Genomic DNA, 25,556 nt, shown 5'->3' with positions numbered 1-25,556 from the left:
TAAAAGTGAATTTTGAAGCCAAGACGAGCAACTTTGCTCGTCTTTTTTTATCTTTGATAAAATCATGAAAAATAAGATAAACCTAAAAATCGGGTTGTATAAAAAATAACAATAAATTAAACCCAAATTGCCCGTTAGATTTGTGATCAATATAGAAGCGTAAAAATGACAAAAAGAATTACATTTTTAAATTCAAATTCATTTGTAGTTGTAATGAAATTATCCCCCTTTAATTAGAGTTTAAAATAAATATACAAAAGAGCCTTAAAAATAAAAATTACACAGATGAAATTAGTCAAAAAAATACTGATAGCCCTGTTAGGACTAATCTTGATTTTGGGAATGTCACTTTATATCTATTTATATTCTACAAAACCACAATATGAAGGTGAATTAACTATTAAAAATATTAGTAAGGAGACAAACGTTTTCTTTGATGAATTTGGAATACCACATATTTATGCCTGCAATGAAAAAGATGCTTTAACCGTTTTAGGATATGTACACGCACAAGAACGTTTATGGCAAATGGAATTATTACGTCGTATTGCACCAGGGAAATTATCCGAAATTTTTGGATCCAAAGCATTAGATAACGATAAAATGTTTTTAGCATTAGGAATAGATGAAAATTCAGAAAAAGCTATTGCCAAGCTAGATAAAAATGGAAAATCATATAAATTAGCAATGGCTTATTTAGACGGTATAAACCAATATCTAGAAAACGGAAAAACACCAATTGAGTTTATTTTACTCGGTATTGAGAAAAAACCTTTTACGCTGAAAGATGTGTATAATACAATGGGATATATGGCGTTCAGTTTTGCATGTGCTCAGCGCACCGATCCTTTGATGACTGATTTGAGAAATAAATTAGGCGATAACTATATGAAAGAATTAGGGATTGATCTGTCCTATAATATGACCAAAATAAACACAAATAACAATGCAAAAACAGAAACTTATCTAGCAGCATCAAAAGCAGTAGCTGATATATTGGATAGCTCACCTTTTCCTCCATTTATAGGGAGTAATGCTTGGATTGTAGGAGGACAAAAAACGACTTCCGGAAAAATATTATTTGCAAACGATCCTCATATTTCTTACTCACAACCAGGAACCTGGTACGAAGCGCATATCAATTCTCCAGAACAAGAAATTTATGGCTATTATTTAGCAGGAGTACCATTCCCTTTATTAGGGCATAATCATCAGTATGCTTATGGATTAACTATGTTTGAAAATGATGATGCAGATTTTTATCAAGAAAAAAAGAATCCCAATAACAGTAATCAATATAAAACGGGACAGCACTATGAAGAATTTACTACACGTAGGAAAACTATAAAAATAAAAGATAGTACTACAATTTCTTTAAATATAAAAGAAAGTAAACATGGTCCTATCATGAACGGAATATTAAAAGATTTTAATCCTAAAGAACCTGTATCCTTCTATTGGATATATACCCATGAAGAAAATAAAATTTTAGACGCTATTTATACGTTAAGTCATTCTAAAAATTTAAATCAATTTCGTAAAGGAATTTCCTATATCATAGCGCCAGGACTAAATGTGATGTATGCAGATGCACAAAATAATTTTGCTTGGCAAACATCAGGGAAATTATACAAAATGAACAAAGATCTAAATCCAAACTATATTTTAAATGGAGCTAACGGAGTAGATGATAAACATGAATATTTAGGGTTTGATAAAAATCCAAGAGCAATTAATCCCTCTTGGAATTACGTGTATTCAGCTAATAATATGCCCCATGAAATTGAAGGATATCAATATCCAGGGTATTATTTACCAGAAGATAGAGCAAAACGAATTGTTTCTTTATTAGAATCGAAAAATAAATGGTCTAAAGATGATTTTAAAAAAATGATTTATGACGATACTTCGATAGTGAGCGAAAAAGTAGCCCATAATTTTTGTAAATGGTTAGATAAAACCCATTTGAAAGAGAATGAAAAAAAAGCACTATCTATTATGCAAAAATGGAAAGGAACTAACACAACTTCAGAAATAGCCCCTACTATTTATAACAAATGGATATATTTTTATTTAAAGGCAACCTTTTTAGATGAAATGGGAGAGTTAGGTTTTAAGCAATTCTTGAAGACCCATATAATGAAACAAAGCATAGATAACCAAAGTCAATTAGTTCATTCCGTTTGGTGGGACAACATAAAAACAAAAAATATAAAGGAAAGTAGAACCACTATTTTAACACAATCTTTTAAAGAAACAATAGCAAATTTAAGTAATCAATTAGGAGATGATATATGGCAATGGCAATGGGGAAAAGTTCATCAAGTAGAATATAAACACCCGATAGGATCAGTAGCTATATTTCGCCCATTCCTTAATGTTGGAATATTTGAAGCACCTGGAAGTAATGAAGTAATCAATAATGTTATGTTTTACTATACAGATGCCCATCATTATGAAATTTCTGCAGGACCATCCACAAGAAGAGTGATAGATTTTAGTGACATAGAAAATTCTGTGAGTATTTTACCAACAGGACAATCTGGAAATCCAATGAGTAAACATTATAACGATCAAGCTCAAATGTATATAAAAGGACAATTTCGAAAAATGAAAATGAATAAGGAAGAAATTCAAGCTACATCAACCAAATTATTATTTAAAACACAATAACTCACAAACCCCTTTATCATCCTATCTTTGTCTAGAATGATAAAACAAAATAAAAATTGAAAATAAAACATAAATTGGCATAACGGCTTATAAAAATATAAATGCAAACACCTCAAAAAATTGCTATAGTAGGTTCTGGCTTAGTAGGAACATTATTGGCAATCTATCTTAAAAAAAAGGGACATACCGTTCACGTATTAGATCGTAGTCCAGACATTAGAACAGTTGAGTTTTCAGGACGTTCAATTAATTTAGTAATGTCAAATCGTGGCTGGAAAGCTTTAGAAAATATTGGTATTGAGCAAGAAATACAAAAAATAGGAATTCCAGTTGATAAGCGCGCTATCCATTTACAAGATGGAAAGCTTAACTATCAGTATTATGGAAAAGATGGAGAAGCTATTTTTTCCCTCTCTAGAGGCGTATTAAATAGGAAAATGATTGATTTAGCCGAACAAGTAGGTGTTGAATTTAAATTTCAACATAAAATTTGGGATGTATCTCTAGTTGATGCAACCCTATATGTAGGAGAAACAGAACAAGGAGATTGGCAAGAATTAAAATATGATAAAGTCTTTGGTGCAGATGGTGCATTTTCTCGTATTCGTCACCGTATGCAACGTCAAAGCATGTTTGACTATACCCAAGAATTTATGAAATTAGGATACAAAGAACTCCATATTCCTGCAAATCCAGATGGAACACATAAAATTGATAAAAATTCCTTACATATATGGCCTCGTGGTCAATTTATGTTAATGGCATTAGCCAATTTAGATGGAAGTTTTACTTGTACCTTATTTATGCCTTTTGAAGGAGAAAATTCCTTTCAGTCTTTAAAAGAAGAAAAAAAATTAGTTGATTTTTTTGCAAAGTATTTTCCCGATACAAAAGAAGTAATTCCAGATTTAGTAGAAGACTTTTTTAAAAACCCCACAAGTTACCTTGTTATGATGAAATGTTTTCCTTGGACTTATGAAGACAAAGTAGCCTTAATAGGTGATTCGGCTCACGCTATTGTACCTTTTTATGGTCAAGGAATGAATGCCGGGTTTGAAGATATAACCATTTTAGCAGAAATGATAGCCCAATATGGAGATGATTGGAAAACAATATTCGAAGAATATCAAAAAGAAAGAAAACCAAATGCAGATGCCATAGCTGAATTATCTCGTCGAAATTTTGTAGAAATGAGTACAAAAACCGCCGATGAAAAGTTCTTATTACAAAAAAAAATAGAAAAATGGTTTTCAGATAAACATCCAGATAAATGGTTGCCCTTATATAGTAGGGTAACTTTTAGTACACACCCGTACTCTGAAGCACTAGCATTGGGTGATTTTCAAAATAAAATAATGGAAGAAATAATGTCTATAGCAGATATTGAAAATAAATGGGATAGTGAGGAAGTTGAGAAAAAGATGATTTTCCTACTTAATGAAAAAGAGACTAAGGAATAGGTCTAACATATGATCTGCTGAAAAACTCAAAAAATCATAAAACTCAACAACCAAATTTTATTATTAAGTGCAAGGTTTTTAAACTATAACATTCAAAAACCTTGCATTTAGGTATTCTATTTTCCGAAATGGGTATTTTTAAAGTACCATTTTACACGTTATATAAGAATAAAGATTTTCTACAAAAAAAACATAAAAAGTACTGTATTTAACTTTTAAAAAATCATTGTTTAGTTTGTCACTCCAACATGAGGAGGAGTCCCGTCATCTAAACCAAATTATAATGAATTATTTTTGATAAATGTACACTTATACACTCTATGCGATCCTTAGCTTTTATCGAAATGGAAGATTCCTTATTTTTTACTTCGGAATCAATGAAATTAAGATCCTAAGAGAATATTTTATATTTTTTAAAAATTTACGATTCTTCTCGATGCACTTTTTCTATGGAAAAAGCAGGTTTGCAAATAGCAATATATTCACAAGGTTCCTCAAAAGGATTAGAATATTGAACCCGTATGTTTTTTTCAATTTTAATAGACTGTCCAGTTTCTAAAACAATAGTTTCATCCCCAATAATAAATTGTTTTTTACCTGAAATGATATAGGTGTATTCTTCAAATTCAGGTGTTTGAAAAGGTTCGCTCCAGCCAGCAGGAGCTATCATGTGTGCAATTGAAATTTCCGTATTGTTTGTGCTTATTAAGCCATGATGCTCCTGAATTATTTTGCCATCTGTGGTAGGTACTACAAACGGATTTTTTTGTATAAAATAATGCTTCTTCTTCATAATTCGAATGTGTTTTTTACTTCTTAAAAATAAAATAAACGGCAAGTATTAAAAAACACATACCTATTAAATGATTCCATCTGAGGCTTTCATTTTTAAAAAATAAGAGTGAAAATAGAACAAAAATAATTAACGTAATCACTTCTTGAATAACCTTTAGTTGAAGCAAACTAAAAGGACCTCCGTTGCCTTGAAATCCAATTCGGTTAGCTGGAACTTGAAAAAAATATTCAAACAAAGCCATTCCCCAACTGATTAATATAATGCTAATCAAACCTGTATTTTCAAACCATTTTAATTCCTTGAACTTTAAATGTCCGTACCACGCTAACGTCATAAATATATTCGAAAGTACAAGTAAACCTATTGTAATATATCCCTTCATAAGAGTTTATTCTCAAGTTTTAATTGGAAAATATAAAATTTACTACGATCCCATAAATTCTACTAATAAAACTAATATAATAGCTTTTAGCCAAAACTAATTATTTTTTTAATACTTTCATTAATACATTAAAAGCACCTCTTATAAAAGTAGCGCTTGTTACTACTTTTAATACCGATTTGGCGAGGACTTCTCCCATGTTGGAATCTTTAGTAGTAACTCCTTTTTCTTTTTGAGTAACGTCTTCTGTAATCGATTCTAATTTTTGCGTTAAAATTTCATAAGCACTCTCTCTATCAATTTCTTCGGAATACTTTTTAACTAAACTTGATTTAGAATTAATTTCTTCAATTTCCTTGGTAGTTAATATGTCCATTCTGCTTTCAGGAGCACGTAACATACAGGCAACTAAAGGTGTTGGAATGCCTTTTTCATTTAAGGCTGTTATAAAAGCTTCACCTATTCCTAATGATGTAATAATTTTATCCGTTTGATAATATTCCGATATAGGGTAGTTTTCAGCAGTTTGTTTGATTGCTTGACGATCACTAGCAGTAAAGGCACGTAAAGCATGTTGAATTTTTAATCCTAATTGAGCTAAAACTCCTTTTGGAATATCCGTAGGGTTTTGTGTAATGAAATAAACACCAATACCTTTTGAGCGAATTAATTTAATAATCGTTTCTATTTGATCCAATAAAGTTTTACTGGCTTCATTAAAAATAAGATGCGCCTCATCGATAAAAACGACCAATTCGGGCTGTTCAATATCTCCTTTTTCAGGCATACTGTTGTAAATTTCAGCCAAAAGATTCATCATAAAGGTAGAAAAAAGTTTAGGCTTATCCTGAATATCATCCAAGCGAACGATGTTAATATAGCCCAATCCCTTTTCGTTAACACGCATTAAATCATCAATTTCAAAAGATTTTTCCCCAAAGAAAATAGCAGCCCCTTGTTGTTCTAATTCTATAATTTTACGGAGAATAGTGCCTGTAGTTGTTGTAGATATTTTTCCATACTCTTTTGTGATTTCCTCTTTGCCCTCTTCAGTGATGAAATTTAAGACCTTTTTTATGTCTTTTAAGTCTAATAAAGCCATTTTTTTATCATCACAGTATTTAAAAATGACAGCAATTACACTTGCCTGTGTTTCGTTTAAATCTAAAATTCGTGAAAACAAGACAGGTCCAAATTCAGAAACGGTAGCCCGTAGTCGAACACCTTCTTGATTCGATAAGGTTAATAATTCTACAGGAAATCCCTTTGCTTCATAAGGAATATTAATTTTATCATGCCTTTCCTTAATAAAATCCATTATTTTCCCTTCTTTTGCAATGCCAGAAAAATCCCCTTTTATGTCCATCATTAAAACAGGAATTCCATTGGAAGATAATTGTTCCGATAATAGCTGTATCGTTTTTGTTTTTCCAGTACCTGTTGCCCCTGCTATTAAACCATGTCTATTAAGTGTTTTTAAAGGTATATTTACAGGAATAGAATATGCTTCTTTTTCAAAAATAGCACCTCCAAGAGTAATATAATTTCCTTTACAAAAATAACCATTTGTAATATCGACTTTAAAATTTTCTAAAATACTCATAATTTAGTTCTTAATAGAATGCAAGTTATTCTTTTTTTGTATACAAAATACGAAGACGATCATGATATTCAAACTCCTTTTTAGCTTTATTTGGTGATAAATATGCGTTTTTTTTGTTTTTTTGATGTAAAGTTTAATTTTTGAAAAATCTTAGAAAAACAGATAATATGTCTAATTATTTTTTAAAAAACAGTTTATAATGGCTTATTTGATGAATAATTCTTATTTTTTAATCGTTTTGGTTGATAGAATGTAAGTTTTAATCTTTCAAGAAAAGTAAAAAAAGTTTTTTTATATCAGCTAAAAAATTAAATTTGCCAGCATTATTACTCAAAAAATAATACGAGATTTAATTAATCAATTAGAAAATTTAAATTTTAAAAAAATGGCAAACAACGTTAATGTAAAAAAAGAAGAGAAATCTAAAGGTGGTGCTTCATTCTCAGGAATTATTATTCTTGCATGTATTGCAGTAGGTGTTTTTGTATGGAAATTCATAATGGGAGCTTCAGGAAACTTTGAAGGAGGTAACTCAGAAACAGGACACCCTCATAACTTTTTAGGAACTGTTTATAAAGGAGGATTTATCGTGCCTGTATTATTAGGTATGTTATTGATGGTAGTTGTTTTCTCTTTTGAACGCTTAATGGTAATTTCTAAAGCTGCTGGTAAAGGAAATTTAGATATTTTCATGAAAAATGTACAAGCTAGTGTTAATCAAGGAAATATTGATGGTGCTATCGAAGCTTGTGATAAACAACAAGGATCTGTTGCTAATGCAATCAAAGCAGGTTTAGTAAAATACAATCAAGTAAAAGCGGAAGGCTTTACTTCAGAAGAGGCGACTGAAACTATTCATAAAGAAATAGAAGAAGTTACAGCTTTAGAAATGCCAATGTTAGAAAAAAACATGACAATTATTTCTACAATGGTTGCTTTAGGTACTTTAGGAGGATTATTAGGAACTGTATCTGGTATGATCAAAGCGTTCAGTGCTTTAGCTACTTCTGGTACTCCTGACCAAGCTGCTTTAGCGGTGGGTATCTCCGAAGCTCTTATTAATACGGCTACTGGTATCTCTACTTCTGCTTTAGCAATCGTAACATATAACTATTTTACTTCTAAAATTGATACATTAACCTATTCAATTGATGAAGCAGCTAACACTATCGTTAACACTTACAGAAGATTTAAAGGTTCTTTAAAATAATTTAAGGACATAATTAAATATAAAATATAATTATGGCAAAAGGAAAATCACGTAAATCAGCAGGAGCAATCGACATGACAGCAATGTGTGACGTAGCCTTCCTATTGCTTACGTTCTTTATACTTACTGCTACAGCTAAACAACCAGAACCCTTACAGGTAGATACACCTAATTCAACGGTGCAAACTAAATTGCCTGAAACTGGTTTAGTAACCTTGACAGTAGGTAAAGGTAAAGTCTTTATCGGTATGAAAGACCGTGAAATCCGCTTAAGAACATTAGAATTAATGGGACAAGAATACGGAATTAGCTTTACTGATGCAGAAAAACAACGTTTTTCTTTAATTGATGGTTTCGGAGTACCAATGGGGAATGTAAAACAAATTATTGCTATGTCTAGTTCTGACAGAAACAAAGAAGGATTACAACCAGGTGTGCCAATGGATTCTATTGATGAGAAGAAAGATGAGTTGGCTAGATGGATATTTAATGCTCGTTCAGCTAGTGCTGAATTGAGAAATGAGGATCTAAAATTCGCAATCAAAGGAGATGCTAAATTAGAGTACCCAGCTATCAAAAGAGTAATGGATGTATTACAGAAACAAGATGTAAATAGTTTCAATCTTGTAACTGGTTTACGTAGTAGTGATTTCTAATATAATATAAGAAAAAGAAATGGCAGAATTAAACGACTCCGGTGGAGGTGGCAAAAAAGACGGTGGTAAGGTAAGAAGTAAAAAATCCAATGCAAAAGTGGATTTAACAGCCATGGTGGATCTAGCTTTCTTACTGATTACTTTCTTCATGTTGACTACGTCATTGTCTAAACCCCAGTCTATGAACTTGGGGATGCCGGATAAAAATGATAAGCCTGAAGAAAAAAAGGATAATATTGAAGTAGCTGATGACCGTACTATGACCGTTTTATTAGGAGAAAATAATAAAATTAAATGGTATTACGGTAGGGTAGACGCTCCTTTTGAAGGACCTAAAGAAACTACCTATGGAAAAGCAGGTATTCGTCAAGAAATTGCTAAAAAAGTGCAATCAGTACCAGCTAAATATAACGATCCAGCAAAAGGTTTGATTGTGATCATCAAAATGGATAAAAAAGCGAACTATAGAAATATGGTAGACATCCTAGATGAAATGGCAATTTGTAAAGTGCCAACTTATGCCGTAGTAGATATTACGAAGCAAGAGAAGGATATATTAAAAAAGTAATTAACTAAATTCTAATAATTGAAGTATGAAATTAGATTTGTATAAATCACAATGGTTAGAGTTAGTTTTTGAAGGGCGTAACAAAAAGTATGGTGCTTATGAGTTACGTAAAGAAAATCCTAAAACATCATTGAGAGCATTAATCATTGGAGGGTCTTTCTTCGCATTAGCAGTAGCTTCTCCTTTGCTTATAAGTATGATCCCAAAAGGTGGGGATGATGCCACTTTAGATGAAAAAGTAGTATTGGTGGATATGACAAAACCAAAAGAAAATACACCACCACCACCACCACCTGAAAAAAAACCAGAACCACCAAAACCAAAGGTAGACGAAGTAAAATTCGTTGAACCTAAAGTTGTGGAGGCAAAAAAGGTAACAGAAGAAATTAAAACCATTGAAGAATTAAAAGATAAGAACATTGCTGAAAAAGACCAAAAAGGTGACAAAGACGCACAAGTTCAAATCGATGCTCCAACAGGTAATAATGAAGAAGTTGTTAAGGTAGTAGAAGAAGATAACCAAGTTTACAGTTCTGCTGGTATCGAAGTGCAACCTGAATTTCCTGGAGGTAATGAAGGCTTCATGAAATACGTACAACGTAATTATCGTACTCCAGAGGTAGATACCGATTTAAAAGGAAGAGTTTTTGTTGAATTCGTAGTAGAAAAAGACGGAAACCTAACCGATATTAAAGTTGTAAGAGATTTGGGATATGGAACAGGAGCTGAAGCTATTCGTATGCTGAAAAGTGCCCCTAAATGGAGACCAGGTGAACAAAATGGTAAAAAAATCCGTGTAAGATATAGTTTGCCAATCTTACTAGATATTAGAGCTGAATAGATGAATATGAAATATTCAAATAAGCAAGAGAAGAAATCGCTCCAAGAGCGGTTTCTTCTTGTTTTAGGTGTTTTCTTCTTTTGTATGTATTTATGTATGGGATTGATGGTGTTATTTTGGGATCGCTTAATAGAACAACTTCCCTTATCAAATAGTTATCGTATAACTCTAGGAGTTGCTATCGTTATCTATGGCTTTTTTAGATTTATACGTTATTTTAAAAAATGATTAGAAAAACAAGATATTTTAATCATATATCATGTTTTTTTTTTGAAAAATTAGAAATAAAAATGTTCTGTCGTTTAAAATCATTATCTATCACTATTTGAAAAATATTGTTTTTGTCTAGCCAGATACTCGATAAAGAATTAATTCGTTTCCTATAAACAAACGAATAGTTCCTTAAAGCCCAAAAATGATAATTACATTTCCAAATACTTCTTTGATTGATATGAAATAATTAAGAAAATGATAGAATATTAAAATTATAATAAATAAAATCTACACCTATGAAATTAAAATATTTAGTTGCAAGCTTTTTGCTTATCGCTGCTTTTTTTGTAAGTTGCCATTTTGGAACCAAAGATGAAAAGCAAACGATATTAACAGGTACCGCTACTATATTAGTAGATGAAACAGTTTATCCCTTAGTTGAAGATCATCAAATGATATTTGAAAATCAATATCAAGCCAAAATAAAGTTGGTAGCAAAACCAGAAAGAGAAATCGTAAAACTTTTGTCAGAAGGCAAAAATAATTTAGCAATTCTAACACGTGAATTAATTCCAGGAGAAATAAAAAATTTTTCTAGAAACAATATCAAAGGAAAAGTAACCGATTTTGCTATAGATGGAATAGCATTTATAGGACATCCTTCTAATTCCAATTTTAAAATGGAAGAGATAGAATTAATTAATTTTCTAAATGGAAAAACATCAAAAATAAAAAATTTAGTTTTTGATAATGCCAATTCAAGCACAGTTAGATACCTAATGGATCTTGCAAAAGTAAAAAGTTTGCCAAAAAAGAATCTTTTTTCTTTGTCAACCAATAATGAAGTAATCTCATTCGTATCTAAAAACTCCGATGCAATAGGAGTTATTGGTATAAATTGGATAACACAGCCAATGCCTGATTTTCAAAAAACAGTAGAAAATATTAAAGTATTGGAATTAAAAACTAAGAATAGTACATTTGTTACCCCAAGCCAAGATTTATTAGCTTCAGGTAGTTACCCTTATAGTAGAAAAATAAAAATATTAAATTATCAAGGAACTGCTGGTTTAGGCATGGGATTTGCTTCATTTTTAGCAGGTGAACTAGGACAACGAATAGTGTTGAAATCTGGATTAGTCCCCGTTAGAATGCCTAGTAGAAATATAATAATCCGTAAGGAAGTAGAAGAGAAAAAAAATAATTAATTGAAAATAAAATGAATAAAATCAAGTTTTTCAGTACCGCTCTTTTTGTAATCAATGCAGGTGTTTTTGCTCAAGATATAGAAAGTGCTAAAAAAGCAATTGATGCAGAACAATATGAAAAGGCGAAAACAATATTAAAAGCAGTTATTAAATCAAATCCAGAAAATGGTAAAGCAGCCTTCTTATTAGGAAATGTTTATTTACGTCAAACATATCAAGACTCTGCTAAGACCATTTTTCAATCCGCTTTGACGAAAAAAGAAGGAGGCGTATTCAATTATATAGGTCTAGGTCAAATAGACCTAGATAATGCTAATGCTCAAGCAGCTCAATTTAATTTTGATCAAGCTACAGCCAACATGAAGAAAAAAGATTTAGAGCAATTTGTTTTCATTGGTAAAGCATATACTAACTCTATAAATCCTAATTATACCAAAGCTGTAGAAGTGTTAAATAAAGCAAAAGCTATTAACATGAATGATGCACAGACTTTGTTAGCTTTAGGCGATGCGTATTACGGATTAAGAAGTCAAAATGAAGCCTATGCAGCATATCGCGGAGCCTATGAAGCAGACAACAGTTTATTGAGAGCCAAAATGCAATTAGGTGTTTTGTTAAAAGGAGCAAAAGCATTTAACGAAGCAAAAGCAGCTATAGATGAAGTATTGACCATAAATGCATCCTATGGACCAGCATACAGAGAATTAGCAGAAATCTACTTTGGATGGGCATTACAGCAAAATGATAAGACTAAATTTAAAGAATATACAGATAAATCATTAGAATACTACGAAAAATATATGAGCCTAACAGATTATTCGCTAGCGTCTCGTATGCGTCATGCAGATTTTCTTGTAGTAGCTAAAGATTATAAAGCTTTAGAAAAAGAAGCAAATGAAATGGTGAAAATGGACAAAGTTAATCCTAAAATTTTTCGTTACTTAGGTTATTCAGCCTATGAAAATGGAAATATAGATTCAGCCGTTGATGCTTTAACTAAATTCACTACAAACCCGTCTAGTAGATTAATAGCTATTGATTATCTATATTTAGGAATGGCTCAACTAAAAAAAGCAATACCTGTAGCAGATGAAGGAGTAAAACCTGTTATAGATGAAGCTTTATATGCGCAAGCATTGCTTAATTTAAATAAAGCAGTAGAATTAGATAAATCGATGTCAGAAAGATTAGATGAAATTGGAAAAAGTTATTTCTACAGAAAATTATATAAACACGCATCAGGTATATATGAAGTAGCTATTAATAATACAACATCTGAAAAATATTCATACTATAATTTCTTTCTAGGATACACATTATATTTTCATAATGTAGCAGAAGGTCCAAAAGCTTACGATATGCTTCAATTACAAAAGGCAGATAAAGCTTTTGCAACAGTAATTGCTAAATCACCTACAACACAAGATGCACATATATATAGAGCACGTGTAAATGCGTTATTAGTAGATCCAAATGCTAAAAGTCAGATGATTACTAGCTATGATGAGTTTGCCAAAGTACTATTAAACAAAGGAGGTGATCTGGTAGAAAAGAACAAAGAAAAGTTAATAGAAGCCTATAATGCAATAGCACATTTTTACGCTAAGACAGATAAATTAAAAGCAAACGAATATGTTGCAAAATCTTTAGCATTAAATCCAGGAGGTACAGATGCTATTAATATTAAAAATAGTATTGCTAAATAACTATTATTCCTATAAAATGAAAACCGACAACTTATAAATGTCGGTTTTTTTATTTAATCAGATTATGAGATGATAAGATTTGATAGGAAAAAGATAAAAACACGCAAAACTTTAGAAAAAACAAGAAACTATTTTAATAATTAAAATTAGAATACGTGCTTGAATGGAAGAAAAATAAATTAGGTTTACTTCGTCAATTCACTTTGTTCAATTCTAATGCCGATTTTGGGTTAAATACAAAAAAAATATACTTTTAACTCCCAAGTCATTTTTATCTATAATAAACTTCTAAAGCTTGATTCGTCTTTATTATAGATAACCTATTAATTTTGTATATTTGCAACCCCTTTTTAGAAAATAATTATGTTGAGTAAAGAAATACAGTTAGCTGTAAATAAAGGAGATATGCTTCCTTTAATGGAAGAATTTTATACAATACAAGGAGAAGGTGCTTATACAGGAACTGCTGCTTATTTTGTTAGAATTGGCGGTTGTGATGTAGGCTGTCATTGGTGCGATGTAAAAGAAAGCTGGAATGCAGAATTACATCCCCCAACAAAAACTTCAGTAATAGTCGAAAATGCAAAAAAAAAGGCTAATACCGTTGTTGTTACAGGGGGAGAACCATTAACATGGAATATGACCCCTTTGACTACAAAATTAAAAGAAGCAGGACTTCGTGTGCATATTGAAACATCTGGAGCTTATTCCGTTACAGGTGAATGGGACTGGTTTTGTTTATCACCTAAAAAAACAAAATTACCCGTTCAAGAAGCCTATGAGAAAGCACATGAACTTAAAATTATAATTTATAACAAACATGATTTTTTATTTGCAGAAGAACAAGCATTAAAAACCAATTCTAACGCCAAACTATATCTACAGCCAGAATGGAGTAAAAAAGAAGAAGTATTAGATCTTATAATAAATTATGTGATGGAAAATCCAAAATGGAAAATATCATTACAAACACATAAATATTTAAATATTCCATAATTATTTTGTTATAAGTTTAATTAGTATTTGGGATTTTAAGAAAACAATCATACTTTTGTCTAAGAAAAATTTTACTTTCTTTTTGTTGTAGTTTAAAATATTTTAAACTACAACAAAAAGCTTGAGAGAAGTCTAGTAAAATATTAATCCCAAAAACGGTTACTATGAAAAAATTAATTTTATTTATTGTTTTATGGTTTTGTCAAATAGGAATGGCTCAATCTTCTCCGAATGGCATTAAAACAACCCCTATACCATTTGATAATGTTGAAAATCAGCCTGTTTTTCCAGGAGGTAATAATGAATTAATGAAGTTTATTAGCAAGAATTTTTCGCCACCAAGTGACGAGAATTTTGCAGGAGGTGTTCTTCAAGTAACTTTTATAATTGAAACAAATGGGACTATTTCAGATATTAAAGTAATTAATGATCTAGGCTACGGTACAGGGCAAGAAATAGTAAGAGTTCTTCAAACATGTCCTAAATGGACTCCAGGAGATCAAGATGGAAAAGCTGTTCGAGTCCTATTTACTTTATCCGTGACCATTAGGGTTTAAAATAAATATTTTAAAGTAATAATTTAACATCTAGTTTGTCACCTCGACCAAAAGGAAAAATAGCATTTTCGTGCTATGCGATTTGATCTTCGTTTGTTTACTTAGTTCAAGACTCCCTTTGGTCGCAATGGTAAGATTGCGACTTTTTTAAGTGTCCCTTTTTGTACTCTACAAAGAAAAAAAAACTGGAATTATTCTATAAAAATAAAAATACCTTTTTTAGAATAAAAATCATTTTATTCGTGGTAAATTCACCTCATTTATTTGCTTCGATTAAAACATTTTTTTAAATAAAATAGGAGCAAAAGTATATTGATAAATAAACATTTATAAAATATAAAAGTAAATCCAAAAGTAAATCCTTAACTATTCTTGCTTTAATAAAAAATAACTTCCAACATAATTCGTTAAATTCAGATGTTACATTAGATTTTGTTATAAAATAAAAAAATCAATAAATTCAAGATCACGGAAAATTTTAGAAGATGAAATAGTCAACTATTTTGATGAATAAAATTTGAGTACGTGCTTAAATTTGAAGAAAAATAAAATTGAATAGATTTCTAATGCGTAATCTAGGTTTAATATGAGAAGAACAAGTAAAGGTTTGGGCTTTTTTTAGATTTCTCACATCTCGAAATATTTTCATAAAATGTATTAAAAAATAATAAACCCCTTTTTTAAAAGAAAAGGTTTAAAAAAGAGGTTGAATTCATAAATCAGAAAAACTTGAACCTTCATTTTATTTTTAAGTATTTTTTATCAAAAATCTTAAAAAAAGATCTTGAATCTAAAAACGGATACCATCTTGTTATTTTCTAATTCTAGCTAAATAATCAAAATGTTTTCCTTCTTCTATTAATTCGCAAAATAATCCATTGGCATGACAGGCATTTTGTAATGTGTTATAATCCATATAGAGCCAAGGGAATGATTCTTCAGTCTCTCCTTTGTAATGTATAGTAAAGACTAATTCACCATAATAACCATTAGCAGGAATTTCATAAGCACCATCTTCATCTTGATCAAACATGTAGATTATATCTGAAGAGTCAATAATAATTTGACCATTATTACTTAATAAATTTTTTAGTTTTTGAAGATATTTAGAAGTATCCTTAAGCGATCCAAAAATCCCAGTGCCATTCATTAAAAGTAAAATCGTATCAAAACGTTCATCCGTATCAAAATCAATTAAATTTTTAGAAATGGGGTTTTTAATCCCCCTTAATTTACAAGTTTCAATTGCATTTTTTGATACATCCAAAGATGTTACTTTTAAGCCTTTTTCTTGTAAATATAAACTATGACTACCTGCTCCACAACCAACATCTAGCACATTTCCTTTACTTAAATTCAGAGCCCTTTGTTCTAATTTAGGCATTTCTTTAAATGATCGGAAAAGATATCCTACATCCATTTCATCCTCTTCAGAAATGTTAGTCTCAGTAATAATCGGTTCAGGAGTATTATTTGTTTGATAATCTAATAAAGCTTTTCCAAATAAGTCAAGCATTTTGTATAAAATTTGAGGTTTAACGTTTTAAGTTCTCTAACTTTGTAGCTTAATTTGAAACTCGAAATTTGAAACCAGAATTAAACCAACTCAGTAAGCTTGCCAAAGATAAGCATAATGAAAATAAAAAGTATTTCGATAAACTAAAAAAGAAAACACCTAAGAACTTAGACTATGTTATGCAAGAATTGCATAATGCAGAGTTTAAAAAAATGGATTGTTTAGAATGTGCCAATTGTTGTAAAACTACAGGGCCATTATTTACTACTGCCGATATAGAACGAATTGCAAAATATTTTAGATTAAAGCCACAGCAATTTATACAACAATACCTTAAAATAGATGAAGATAATGATTACGTGCTAAAAAGTCTGCCATGTGTTTTTTTAGATGCACAAAATTATTGTATGATATATGATGTACGTCCAAAAGCATGTCGAGAGTTTCCACATACAGATCGAAAAAAATTTCAACAAATTGCCAATCTAACTATAAAAAATGTCGCTATATGTCCAGCAGCCTATAACATAGTAGAAGAAATGAAAAAGAAATTACCATTATAAAAAATATAAATTAAACCCAAATTACGTTTTGGAAATTTATTACAGATGCTGATTCAACTCATCAAAGTAATTTTAAATAGCAATATTTACGATATATAAAGAATGTTAAAAATTTAAATAATGATTGAATAAGTGTTTTAATTATGAAATCTGTTTTTATTGGTTGCTTTTTTTACAAATATGATATTTATCATATTTTTTTTATCTTATTTTTTGAAACATTTGCCCGTTTTTTAAAAAAGTGTTAATGTTAAACAATGTAAAACCTATTCCTGTTGATAGAGAAGTTAACTGGAATAAATCAAGAACAATTATCAGTAAAACAGATCAATATGGAACTATAATTTCTGTAAACGATGTTTTTTTAGATGTTTCGGGATATGCCGAAAAAGAATTGTTAAAACAATCCCATAATGTAATTAGACATCCTGATATGCCTAAAGCTATTTTTAAAATCTTATGGGATAATCTGAAAAAAGGAGAAAACTTTTATGGAATTGTAAAGAATATGGCAAAATCAGGTGAATATTACTGGGTTTTGACAGATTTTGATATAGTTGATGGTAATAAAGGATATCAAGCAAGAAGAGTGGCAGTTCCTGAAGATTTGGTCAAAAAAGAAATAGAACCCTTATATCATAGAATCAGAAAGTTAGAAGAATTTTATGGAGCAGATGGAGGTGAAAACTACTTAAAAGGATTCCTAGAAAAAGAAGGAAAGACCTATGTAGAGTATATTAGACATATAATAGATAAATATACCAACTCTAACTTTGAGGAGAAAGTAATGACAGAGGAAGAAAGCAGAAGTTTTTTAAGAAGATTATTTGGATAGAATAGATTTAAAAATAACAAAACAAAATACACGAAGGATATTATAATAAATAGATCTACAAATATAAAAAAATATAAAAATTTGCTTTAAACCCAGATTGCGCATTAGACTTCGTTTTGAAACAAAAATTTTCAATAAATTCAAGTGCTCACGAAAAATTTTAGAAGACGAAATAGTCAACTATTTCGATGATTAAGGGGAGAGTACGTGCTTGAATGGTAGAAAATAAAGTGAAATAGATTTCTAATGCGGAATTTGGGTTAAACATAGTATTTCATACAAAAGAAAAAATACTTTTTAATTAAAATCGTTTTATCTATTGTAGATTTTTAATACGTAATTTTCATTTGAAAAAAATATTTAAAAAAACTAACCTAATATTCAATATTTAGATATTTCCCTCTTATTTTTTTAAACACCAATAAATCTTTTTCCCAAGATTTGCGAATTTCAGCCTCAGAAGTACCTGCTTCTATCTGTTGTTGAAGTTTTTTAGTACCAGCCAACTTTGTGAAAAAATCATTAAAAAAAGGATTCATAGTCTGATTATTCTCCTTATAAGCCTTTATTAACCACTTGATTTCAAGTTGTTTGATTTTTTCTATTTTTGTTAAATCTTCCCCATAACAAAGTTTGCCATTCCAAACGGGATCTTTAGCACCTAAATTAGGTAAAGGAGTAAAAGTAAAATTATTTCCGATCAAATATGGTGATCCGTAAATCTGAAATTGTTTGTTAGTACCACGTCCTACACTCACGTTTGTGCCTTCAAAAAGACATAAAGAAGCATATAAATTAATAGCTTGATAATTAGGTAGATTTGGTGAAGGATTTATTGGTAAATCATAAAACATTTCACGCTTATAGTTCTTACAAGGGATGATTTTTAACCTACATTCAATACCATTTTTAAGCCACCTCTCACCATTAATCATTCTAGCATATTCACCTATTGTCATCCCGTGTAGCACAGGTATAGGGTGCATTCCCACAAAACTTTTAAATTCAGTCTCTAAAACAGGGCCATCAACAATATTGCCATTAGGATTAGGCCTGTCTAAAACCAGAAGAAAAATATTATTTTCAGCACAAGCTTCCATAACATAATGCAAAGAAGAAATATAAGTATAAAAACGAGCACCTACATCTTGTAAATCAAAAATCATGATGTCAATATTCGTTAATTGTTCAGGCTTCGGTTTTTTGTTACTACCATAAAGAGAGATAATAGGTAATCCAGTTTTAGCATCTTTGCCATCCTTTATTAGTTCTCCAGCGTCAGCTGTACCCCTAAACCCATGTTCAGGAGCATATATCTTCTGTAAATTAATCTTATTTTCTGTTAAAAAATCAACCAAATGAACCTTGCTAGATAAAATTCCCGTTTGATTAGTTACAATACCAACCTTTTTGTCTTTCAATAAAGGTAAGTAAATAGAAAAATTATCAGCACCAGTTAAAATACTTCTATTTTTAGTTTCAGCATTCAGTAACTTATTTATTTCTTTAATAGGGGGCTTGTCTGTTTTTTCATCCGCTATTCTCTTTTTGCAATTTCCACAAGCAACTATAGTGAAAAGCCATAATAAAAATGTATTTTTGAAAACCAATTTGTAAATCATTATCAATTGAATTTAGAATTTTTTATCGCCGATCGATTAATACGCACAAAAGAACGTAAAAGTAATATTTCTGCCCCAATAATAAAAATAGCAATAGCAGCTATTGCTATTGGTTTGATAATGATGATTATTTCAGTAGCAACAGGCGTTGGATTACAAAATAAAATACGTCAAAAAGTATCCGCCTTTAATGGTCATATAATAATATCCAATTTTGATGATAACCAATCGCAAGTAAGCCTTAATCCAGTATCTACTAATCAAGATTTTTATCCTAACTTTAATTCAGTTGAAGGAATTAAACATATACAGGCTGTAGCTAGCAAAGCAGGTATTATTCGAACAGAAAAAACTTTTGAAGGAATTGTTTTTAAAGGAGTAGGTAAAGAATATGATTGGAATAATGTTAAAGAATATCTGATAAAAGGAAAACTACCAGACGTAAAAAATAAACTTAATAATCAAATTATTATTTCTGAGTATTTAGCCAATCGCTTATTCTTAGATATAGGAGATAGATGTAATACTTTCTTTATGAAAGAAGAAGGTAAAATGCCTAATCTTCGTTCGTTTCAAATTGTTGGAATTTATAATTCCGGTTTTCAAGAATTTGATGCAGTATATGTTTTGGGGGATATTCGTCATATCCAGCGAATGAATAAATGGAAAAACACAGAAGTAGGAGCTTTTGAAGTTTTTCTTAAAGATTTTGATCAAATAGAAACAAAAGGAGTCGAAGTTTATAATAATACAATAAATAAAGAAGATCCTACTAAAGCCCTAGATACCCAAACTATTGCTCAAAAATATTACTATATTTTTGAATGGCTCAAATTATTTGACTTCAATATCGCAGTTATTCTAATTATTATGATTGTTGTAGCTACCATTAATATGATTGTAGCTTTACTAGTTTTAATTTTAGAACGAACCCAAATGATCGGTATCTTAAAATCAATTGGGGCAAATAATTGGACCATTAGAAAAATATTTTTATATAATGCAATTCATTTAATTGTTAAAGGATTATTATGGGGTAATATTATAGGAATAGGACTCTTGTTTATTCAACAAAAATTTAAAATAGTAAAACTTAATCCAGAAAATTACTATGTTACCACAGCACCCGTAGATATTAATTGGGTTGCTATAACCTTCTTAAATGTAGGGACGGTTTTAATTTGTCTTTTAGTAATGCTCATTCCTTCCTATGTAGTTACTAAAATTTCACCTGTGAAAGCAATAAAATTTATGTAAAAAAAACAGAGAGTACTTTAAAGTTAAGCAGAGTATATTTTTAATAAATAATAAGGATTTCACAATATTTTCTACCTATTAAAAAAAATAACAAGACTCGAAAAACAACCAAACAAATTAAAGGACTATAAAATAATAGAAAGGGAGTAGTGGATAACTATTTGATAAACAGCAATTAAAATAAAAAACTAAAAAAATAAGACAAAACACTAGGAAAAAAGAAAAAAACGAGCGTATATTTGCACCCGCAACAGCGAAGTTCATTAAGTTATTGTTAAGACATTTTTAGAAGCTTACTTCAAAAAAAGTTTTCAAAAAAAGTCTTGCGAGTTTAAAAAGAATTTTTACCTTTGCACCCGCTAAGACGCTAAGTCAAAAGCGAAAATAAGAATAAAAAGTTCATAGACATATTGGATTGACAGCACGTTTTAATAGAGATATTAAAACAATAAAATTTAAGAGAGTAAGAAAACTAGCATTCTTTGTCCATAATATTTAACCTTAGGGTTACAAAAGATATACGATGAAGAGTTTGATCCTGGCTCAGGATGAACGCTAGCGGCAGGCTTAACACATGCAAGTCGAGGGGTAGAAGGAGCTTGCTCCTTTGAGACCGGCGCACGGGTGCGTAACGCGTATGTAATCTACCTTGTACAGGGGGATAGCCCAGAGAAATTTGGATTAATACCCCATAGTATTATGATGTGGCCTCACATTATGATTAAAGTTCCAACGGTACAAGATGAGCATGCGTCCCATTAGCTAGATGGTAAGGTAACGGCTTACCATGGCTACGATGGGTAGGGGTCCTGAGAGGGAGATCCCCCACACTGGTACTGAGACACGGACCAGACTCCTACGGGAGGCAGCAGTGAGGAATATTGGGCAATGGTCGCAAGACTGACCCAGCCATGCCGCGTGCAGGATGACGCATCTATGGTGTGTAAACTGCTTTTGTACAGGAAGAAACACTCCCTTGCGAGGGAGCTTGACGGTACTGTAAGAATAAGGATCGGCTAACTCCGTGCCAGCAGCCGCGGTAATACGGAGGATCCAAGCGTTATCCGGAATCATTGGGTTTAAAGGGTCCGTAGGCGGTTTTATAAGTCAGTGGTGAAATCTGGTCGCTCAACGATCAAACGGCCATTGATACTGTAAGACTTGAATTACTTGGAAGTAACTAGAATATGTAGTGTAGCGGTGAAATGCTTAGAGATTACATGGAATACCAATTGCGAAGGCAGGTTACTACGAGTATATTGACGCTGATGGACGAAAGCGTGGGGAGCGAACAGGATTAGATACCCTGGTAGTCCACGCCGTAAACGATGGATACTAGCTGTTTGGGGCAACCTGAGTGGCTAAGCGAAAGTGATAAGTATCCCACCTGGGGAGTACGCTCGCAAGAGTGAAACTCAAAGGAATTGACGGGGGCCCGCACAAGCGGAGGAGCATGTGGTTTAATTCGATGATACGCGAGGAACCTTACCAAGGCTTAAATGGGAAACGACAGATTTGGAAACAGATCTTTCTTCGGACGTTTTTCAAGGTGCTGCATGGTTGTCGTCAGCTCGTGCCGTGAGGTGTCAGGTTAAGTCCTATAACGAGCGCAACCCCTGTTGTTAGTTGCCATCGAGTAAGGTCGGGAACTCTAACAAGACTGCCGGTGCAAACCGTGAGGAAGGTGGGGATGACGTCAAATCATCACGGCCCTTACGCCTTGGGCTACACACGTGCTACAATGGACGGTACAGAGAGCAGCCACTACGCAAGTAGGCGCGAATCTAAAAAACCGTTCTCAGTTCGGATCGGAGTCTGCAACTCGACTCCGTGAAGCTGGATTCGCTAGTAATCGCAGATCAGCCATGCTGCGGTGAATACGTTCCCGGGCCTTGTACACACCGCCCGTCAAGCCATGGAAGCTGGGGGTACCTGAAGTCGGTGACCGCAAGGAGCTGCCTAGGGTAAAACTGGTAACTAGGGCTAAGTCGTAACAAGGTAGCCGTACCGGAAGGTGCGGCTGGAACACCTCCTTTCTAGAGACAAAAAAAAAGGATGTGATTTAAAATTAAAATTAAATTAAAATCTTACTCTCGCTGTTAATTCAAAAAAAAGAAAAGGCTTAAAATACAGAGTCTCGTAGCTCAGCTGGTTAGAGTACTACACTGATAATGTAGGGGTCGGCAGTTCGAGTCTGCCCGGGACTACTATTTAAAGTTATAAAAAAGGAAATTCTAGAAGCGAATTTTGAATTATAAATTTTAAATGATGAATTTGAAAAATAATTCAAAAAAATAATTCAACATTCAAAATAGACAATGGGGGATTAGCTCAGCTGGCTAGAGCGCCTGCCTTGCACGCAGGAGGTCATCGGTTCGACTCCGATATTCTCCACAACAGCCCCTCCTAACCTCCCCAAAGGGGAGGAACATAGAGCAATCGGCTCTCCCCCTTCGGGGGAGCTGGAGGGGGCTCAAAGTTCATTGACATATTGAGATAAACATACAAACAAGTAGAAAGAACATCTTTAGTGATTAGTAAAAAAGCAATAGGCACTAGTGGCTTATGGCTATTGACTAATGGCTAAAATAATAAAGAAAACAATAAGCAAAATAAGGGCGTATGGGGAATGCCTAGGCTCTCAGAGGCGAAGAAGGACGTGATAAGCTGCGAAAAGCTGCGGGGATCGGCACATACGAATTGATCCGCAGATATCCCAATGGGGCAACCCACTATGTTGAAGACATAGTATCCGATAGGAGGCGAACCCGCTGAACTGAAACATCTAAGTAGGCGGAGGAGAAGAAAACAAAAGTGATTGCGTAAGTAGTGGCGAGCGAAAGCGCATTAGCCCAAACCGTTGTTGTTACGGCAATAACGGGGTTGTAGGACCACAATATTTCTTGTAAACTGAATTAGAATAACCTGGAAAGGTTAACCCAAGAGGGTGATAGTCCCGTATAAGTAAAGAATATAAAGAATAGTGTTATCCTGAGTAGGGCGGGGCACGTGAAACCCTGTCTGAATCTGGCGGGACCATCCGCTAAGGCTAAATACTCCTGAGAGACCGATAGTGAACCAGTACCGTGAGGGAAAGGTGAAAAGAACCGTGAATAACGGAGTGAAATAGAACCTGAAACCATACGCCTACAAGCGGTCGGAGCAGCATAATCTGTGACGGCGTGCCTTTTGCATAATGAGCCTACGAGTTACCGTTGCTGGCAAGGTTAAGTGATTAAGTCACGGATCCGTAGCGAAAGCGAGTCTGAATAGGGCGCGATTCAATCTAAGGGGTTGAAAGCGTATTTATACGCTTAAGTCAGTAGTGGTAGACGCGAAACCGTGTGATCTACCCATGGACAGGATGAAGCTTTGTTAACCCAAAGTGGAGGTCCGAACCCGTTGACGTTGAAAAGTCTTGGGATGATCTGTGGGTAGGGGTGAAAGGCCAATCAAACTCGGAAATAGCTCGTACTCCCCGAAATGCATTTAGGTGCAGCGCTCAAGTTAAGTTATATAGAGGTAGAGCTACTGATTGGATGCGGGGGCTTCACCGCCTACCAATTCCTGACAAACTCCGAATGCTATATAATATATTGAGCAGTGAGGGCTTGGGTGCTAAGGTCCAAGTCCGAGAGGGAAAGAACCCAGACCATCAGCTAAGGTCCCCAAATGTATGCTAAGTTGAACAAACGCGGTTTGATTGCATCGACAGCTAGGATGTTGGCTTGGAAGCAGCCATTCATTTAAAGAGTGCGTAACAGCTCACTAGTCGAGCGATCGAGCATGGATAATAATCGGGCATAAGCATACTACCGAAGCTATGGATTTGTACTAAGTACAAGTGGTAGGGGAGCATTCTAACATCGCCGAAGGTATCTTGTGAGAGGTGCTGGAGAGGTTAGAAAAGAAAATGTAGGCATAAGTAACGATAAGGGGTGCGAGAAACACCCCCGCCGAAAAACTAAGGTTTCCGCAGCTATGCTAATCAGCTGCGGGTTAGTCGGGTCCTAAGGCAAATCCGAAAGGAGTAGTCGATGGCCAACGGGTTAATATTCCCGTACTAGTTATAATTGTGATGGAGTGACGCAGTGGTGAAAGTACCGCGAACTGACGGAATAGTTCGTTAAAGCACTTAGCTAAAGGCCCGGTAGGCAAATCCGCTGGGACTGGTGAAATGCGATAGTACTCGGATTCTTCGGATGAAGGGATAGTGTACCTAAAGGCTGCCAAGAAAACCTTCTAAACATAGATTATAAGTACCCGTACCGTAAACCGACACAGGTAGTTGAGGAGAGTATCCTAAGGCGCTCGAGAGATTCATGGCTAAGGAATTAGGCAAAATAGACCTGTAACTTCGGGAGAAAGGTCGCCAGCGCAAGCTGGCCGCAGTGAAAAGGTCCAGGCGACTGTTTATCAAAAACACAGGGCTCTGCAAAATCGTAAGATGACGTATAGGGCCTGACACCTGCCCGGTGCTGGAAGGTTAAGAGGAGATGTTATCTTCGGAGAAGCATTGAATTGAAGCCCCAGTAAACGGCGGCCGTAACTATAACGGTCCTAAGGTAGCGAAATTCCTTGTCGGGTAAGTTCCGACCTGCACGAATGGTGTAACGATCTGGACACTGTCTCAGCCATGAGCTCGGTGAAATTGTAGTATCGGTGAAGATGCCGATTACCCGCAGTGGGACGAAAAGACCCTGTGCACCTTTACTATAGCTTAGTATTGGTCTTGGATAAGTGATGTGTAGGATAGGTGGGAGACTGTGAAATGGCGTCGCCAGGCGTTGTGGAGTCATTGTTGAAATACCACCCTTTGCTTATCTGAGGTCTAACTCCTAAAAAAGGAGGACATTGCTTGGTGGGTAGTTTGACTGGGGTGGTCGCCTCCAAA

General features: G+C 33.1%; 18 protein-coding genes, 2 tRNA genes and 2 rRNA genes (1 of these 22 only partly in view). 17 read left to right on the top strand and 5 right to left on the bottom strand.

Annotated elements, in window-relative coordinates; translation table 11 throughout:
- Positions 1–285 precede the first annotated feature (285 nt).
- Positions 286–2,673, top strand: a complete 2,388-nt coding sequence (locus tag NAB20_RS00990; RefSeq protein ID WP_375605360.1) for a penicillin acylase family protein — start codon at positions 286–288, stop codon at positions 2,671–2,673.
- A 101-nt stretch (positions 2,674–2,774) separates the two neighbouring features.
- The gene (locus tag NAB20_RS00985) at positions 2,775–4,133 is read left to right on the top strand and encodes an NAD(P)/FAD-dependent oxidoreductase (RefSeq protein WP_105195797.1); all 1,359 of its coding nucleotides are present in this window, start codon (positions 2,775–2,777) and stop codon (positions 4,131–4,133) included.
- A 421-nt stretch (positions 4,134–4,554) separates the two neighbouring features.
- Here NAB20_RS00985 and NAB20_RS00980 read toward each other — a convergent pair whose 3' ends face one another.
- From NAB20_RS00980 to NAB20_RS00970, 3 genes are all read right to left on the bottom strand, one after another.
- Positions 4,555–4,926: a cupin domain-containing protein gene (locus NAB20_RS00980; RefSeq protein WP_105195798.1), complete on the bottom strand. Its 372-nt coding sequence runs from the start codon at positions 4,924–4,926 to the stop codon at positions 4,555–4,557.
- 16 nt (positions 4,927–4,942) lie between these two features.
- Complete coding sequence (locus NAB20_RS00975) at positions 4,943–5,311, bottom strand: DMT family protein (RefSeq protein ID WP_105195799.1); 369 nt, start codon at positions 5,309–5,311, stop codon at positions 4,943–4,945.
- A 100-nt stretch (positions 5,312–5,411) separates the two neighbouring features.
- Positions 5,412–6,914 (bottom strand): helicase HerA-like domain-containing protein, encoded by a 1,503-nt coding sequence (locus NAB20_RS00970; RefSeq protein ID WP_105195800.1) that lies wholly within the window; start codon positions 6,912–6,914, stop codon positions 5,412–5,414.
- 385 nt (positions 6,915–7,299) lie between these two features.
- Between NAB20_RS00970 and NAB20_RS00965 the strand changes: the two genes are divergently transcribed.
- From NAB20_RS00965 to NAB20_RS00930, 8 genes are all read left to right on the top strand, one after another.
- Positions 7,300–8,124 (top strand): MotA/TolQ/ExbB proton channel family protein, encoded by an 825-nt coding sequence (locus NAB20_RS00965; protein ID WP_088393873.1) that lies wholly within the window; start codon positions 7,300–7,302, stop codon positions 8,122–8,124.
- 32 nt (positions 8,125–8,156) lie between these two features.
- A complete protein-coding gene (locus NAB20_RS00960) occupies positions 8,157–8,780 on the top strand; it encodes a biopolymer transporter ExbD (RefSeq protein ID WP_088393871.1) in 624 nt (207 codons plus the stop codon).
- A 19-nt stretch (positions 8,781–8,799) separates the two neighbouring features.
- Positions 8,800–9,348, top strand: a complete 549-nt coding sequence (locus NAB20_RS00955; protein WP_088393869.1) for a biopolymer transporter ExbD — start codon at positions 8,800–8,802, stop codon at positions 9,346–9,348.
- A gap of 25 nt (positions 9,349–9,373) precedes the next feature.
- On the top strand, positions 9,374–10,189 hold the full coding sequence (locus tag NAB20_RS00950) for an energy transducer TonB (protein WP_088393867.1): 816 nt from the start codon (positions 9,374–9,376) through the stop codon (positions 10,187–10,189).
- Positions 10,190–10,698: 509 nt separating this feature from the next.
- Positions 10,699–11,610 carry a PstS family phosphate ABC transporter substrate-binding protein gene (locus tag NAB20_RS00945; RefSeq protein ID WP_105195802.1) on the top strand — a complete coding sequence of 304 codons (912 nt, stop codon included), beginning with the start codon at positions 10,699–10,701 and terminating at the stop codon, positions 11,608–11,610.
- A gap of 11 nt (positions 11,611–11,621) precedes the next feature.
- Positions 11,622–13,316, top strand: coding sequence for a tetratricopeptide repeat protein (locus NAB20_RS00940; RefSeq protein ID WP_105195803.1), 1,695 nt, complete (start codon positions 11,622–11,624; stop codon positions 13,314–13,316).
- Positions 13,317–13,679: 363 nt separating this feature from the next.
- Positions 13,680–14,312, top strand: coding sequence for a 7-carboxy-7-deazaguanine synthase QueE (locus tag NAB20_RS00935; RefSeq protein WP_375605359.1), 633 nt, complete (start codon positions 13,680–13,682; stop codon positions 14,310–14,312).
- A 164-nt stretch (positions 14,313–14,476) separates the two neighbouring features.
- The gene (locus tag NAB20_RS00930) at positions 14,477–14,869 is read left to right on the top strand and encodes an energy transducer TonB (RefSeq protein WP_088393857.1); all 393 of its coding nucleotides are present in this window, start codon (positions 14,477–14,479) and stop codon (positions 14,867–14,869) included.
- 811 nt (positions 14,870–15,680) lie between these two features.
- Here the strand turns inward: NAB20_RS00930 and NAB20_RS00925 are convergent.
- Entirely contained in the window at positions 15,681–16,385 is a 705-nt protein-coding gene (locus NAB20_RS00925) for a bifunctional 2-polyprenyl-6-hydroxyphenol methylase/3-demethylubiquinol 3-O-methyltransferase UbiG (RefSeq protein WP_088394407.1), read from the bottom strand.
- A 68-nt stretch (positions 16,386–16,453) separates the two neighbouring features.
- Between NAB20_RS00925 and NAB20_RS00920 the strand changes: the two genes are divergently transcribed.
- Positions 16,454–16,948, top strand: a complete 495-nt coding sequence (locus NAB20_RS00920; RefSeq protein WP_105197022.1) for a YkgJ family cysteine cluster protein — start codon at positions 16,454–16,456, stop codon at positions 16,946–16,948.
- 247 nt (positions 16,949–17,195) lie between these two features.
- Positions 17,196–17,783 carry a PAS domain-containing protein gene (locus NAB20_RS00915; protein WP_164849160.1) on the top strand — a complete coding sequence of 196 codons (588 nt, stop codon included), beginning with the start codon at positions 17,196–17,198 and terminating at the stop codon, positions 17,781–17,783.
- Positions 17,784–18,157: 374 nt separating this feature from the next.
- Here NAB20_RS00915 and NAB20_RS00910 read toward each other — a convergent pair whose 3' ends face one another.
- On the bottom strand, positions 18,158–19,405 hold the full coding sequence (locus NAB20_RS00910) for an exo-beta-N-acetylmuramidase NamZ domain-containing protein (protein ID WP_105197020.1): 1,248 nt from the start codon (positions 19,403–19,405) through the stop codon (positions 18,158–18,160).
- A 6-nt stretch (positions 19,406–19,411) separates the two neighbouring features.
- Between NAB20_RS00910 and NAB20_RS00905 the strand changes: the two genes are divergently transcribed.
- From NAB20_RS00905 to NAB20_RS00885, 5 genes are all read left to right on the top strand, one after another.
- Positions 19,412–20,662 (top strand): ABC transporter permease, encoded by a 1,251-nt coding sequence (locus NAB20_RS00905; protein ID WP_088394415.1) that lies wholly within the window; start codon positions 19,412–19,414, stop codon positions 20,660–20,662.
- A 520-nt stretch (positions 20,663–21,182) separates the two neighbouring features.
- Positions 21,183–22,698, top strand: a 16S ribosomal RNA gene (locus NAB20_RS00900).
- 97 nt (positions 22,699–22,795) lie between these two features.
- Positions 22,796–22,869 (top strand) — tRNA-Ile (locus NAB20_RS00895).
- Between the two features lie 113 nt (positions 22,870–22,982).
- Positions 22,983–23,056 (top strand) — tRNA-Ala (locus NAB20_RS00890).
- A 207-nt stretch (positions 23,057–23,263) separates the two neighbouring features.
- Positions 23,264–25,556, top strand: a 23S ribosomal RNA gene (locus NAB20_RS00885); it runs 618 nt beyond the window's last position.
- The 16S and 23S rRNA genes sit together here with 2 tRNA genes alongside, the layout of an rRNA operon.

It is taken from the genome of Flavobacterium davisii (assembly GCF_042182265.1).
GTDB classification, from domain to species: domain Bacteria; phylum Bacteroidota; class Bacteroidia; order Flavobacteriales; family Flavobacteriaceae; genus Flavobacterium; species Flavobacterium davisii.
The sequence above is the reverse complement of the archived record's forward strand: the minus strand, read 5'-3'. Positions and strand labels throughout refer to the sequence as shown.

What these genes read in the sequence shown, in the direction of transcription:
- NAB20_RS00990 (WP_375605360.1), top strand. Translation starts at nt 286, where the DNA reads ATGAAATTAGTCAAAAAAATACTGATAGCCCTGTTAGGACTAATCTTG.
- NAB20_RS00985 (WP_105195797.1), top strand. Translation starts at nt 2,775, where the DNA reads ATGCAAACACCTCAAAAAATTGCTATAGTAGGTTCTGGCTTAGTAGGA.
- NAB20_RS00980 (WP_105195798.1), bottom strand. Translation starts at nt 4,926, where the DNA reads ATGAAGAAGAAGCATTATTTTATACAAAAAAATCCGTTTGTAGTACCT.
- NAB20_RS00975 (WP_105195799.1), bottom strand. Translation starts at nt 5,311, where the DNA reads ATGAAGGGATATATTACAATAGGTTTACTTGTACTTTCGAATATATTT.
- NAB20_RS00970 (WP_105195800.1), bottom strand. Translation starts at nt 6,914, where the DNA reads ATGAGTATTTTAGAAAATTTTAAAGTCGATATTACAAATGGTTATTTT.
- NAB20_RS00965 (WP_088393873.1), top strand. Translation starts at nt 7,300, where the DNA reads ATGGCAAACAACGTTAATGTAAAAAAAGAAGAGAAATCTAAAGGTGGT.
- NAB20_RS00960 (WP_088393871.1), top strand. Translation starts at nt 8,157, where the DNA reads ATGGCAAAAGGAAAATCACGTAAATCAGCAGGAGCAATCGACATGACA.
- NAB20_RS00955 (WP_088393869.1), top strand. Translation starts at nt 8,800, where the DNA reads ATGGCAGAATTAAACGACTCCGGTGGAGGTGGCAAAAAAGACGGTGGT.
- NAB20_RS00950 (WP_088393867.1), top strand. Translation starts at nt 9,374, where the DNA reads ATGAAATTAGATTTGTATAAATCACAATGGTTAGAGTTAGTTTTTGAA.
- NAB20_RS00945 (WP_105195802.1), top strand. Translation starts at nt 10,699, where the DNA reads ATGAAATTAAAATATTTAGTTGCAAGCTTTTTGCTTATCGCTGCTTTT.
- NAB20_RS00940 (WP_105195803.1), top strand. Translation starts at nt 11,622, where the DNA reads ATGAATAAAATCAAGTTTTTCAGTACCGCTCTTTTTGTAATCAATGCA.
- NAB20_RS00935 (WP_375605359.1), top strand. Translation starts at nt 13,680, where the DNA reads ATGTTGAGTAAAGAAATACAGTTAGCTGTAAATAAAGGAGATATGCTT.
- NAB20_RS00930 (WP_088393857.1), top strand. Translation starts at nt 14,477, where the DNA reads ATGAAAAAATTAATTTTATTTATTGTTTTATGGTTTTGTCAAATAGGA.
- NAB20_RS00925 (WP_088394407.1), bottom strand. Translation starts at nt 16,385, where the DNA reads ATGCTTGACTTATTTGGAAAAGCTTTATTAGATTATCAAACAAATAAT.
- NAB20_RS00915 (WP_164849160.1), top strand. Translation starts at nt 17,196, where the DNA reads ATGTTAAACAATGTAAAACCTATTCCTGTTGATAGAGAAGTTAACTGG.
- NAB20_RS00910 (WP_105197020.1), bottom strand. Translation starts at nt 19,405, where the DNA reads ATGATTTACAAATTGGTTTTCAAAAATACATTTTTATTATGGCTTTTC.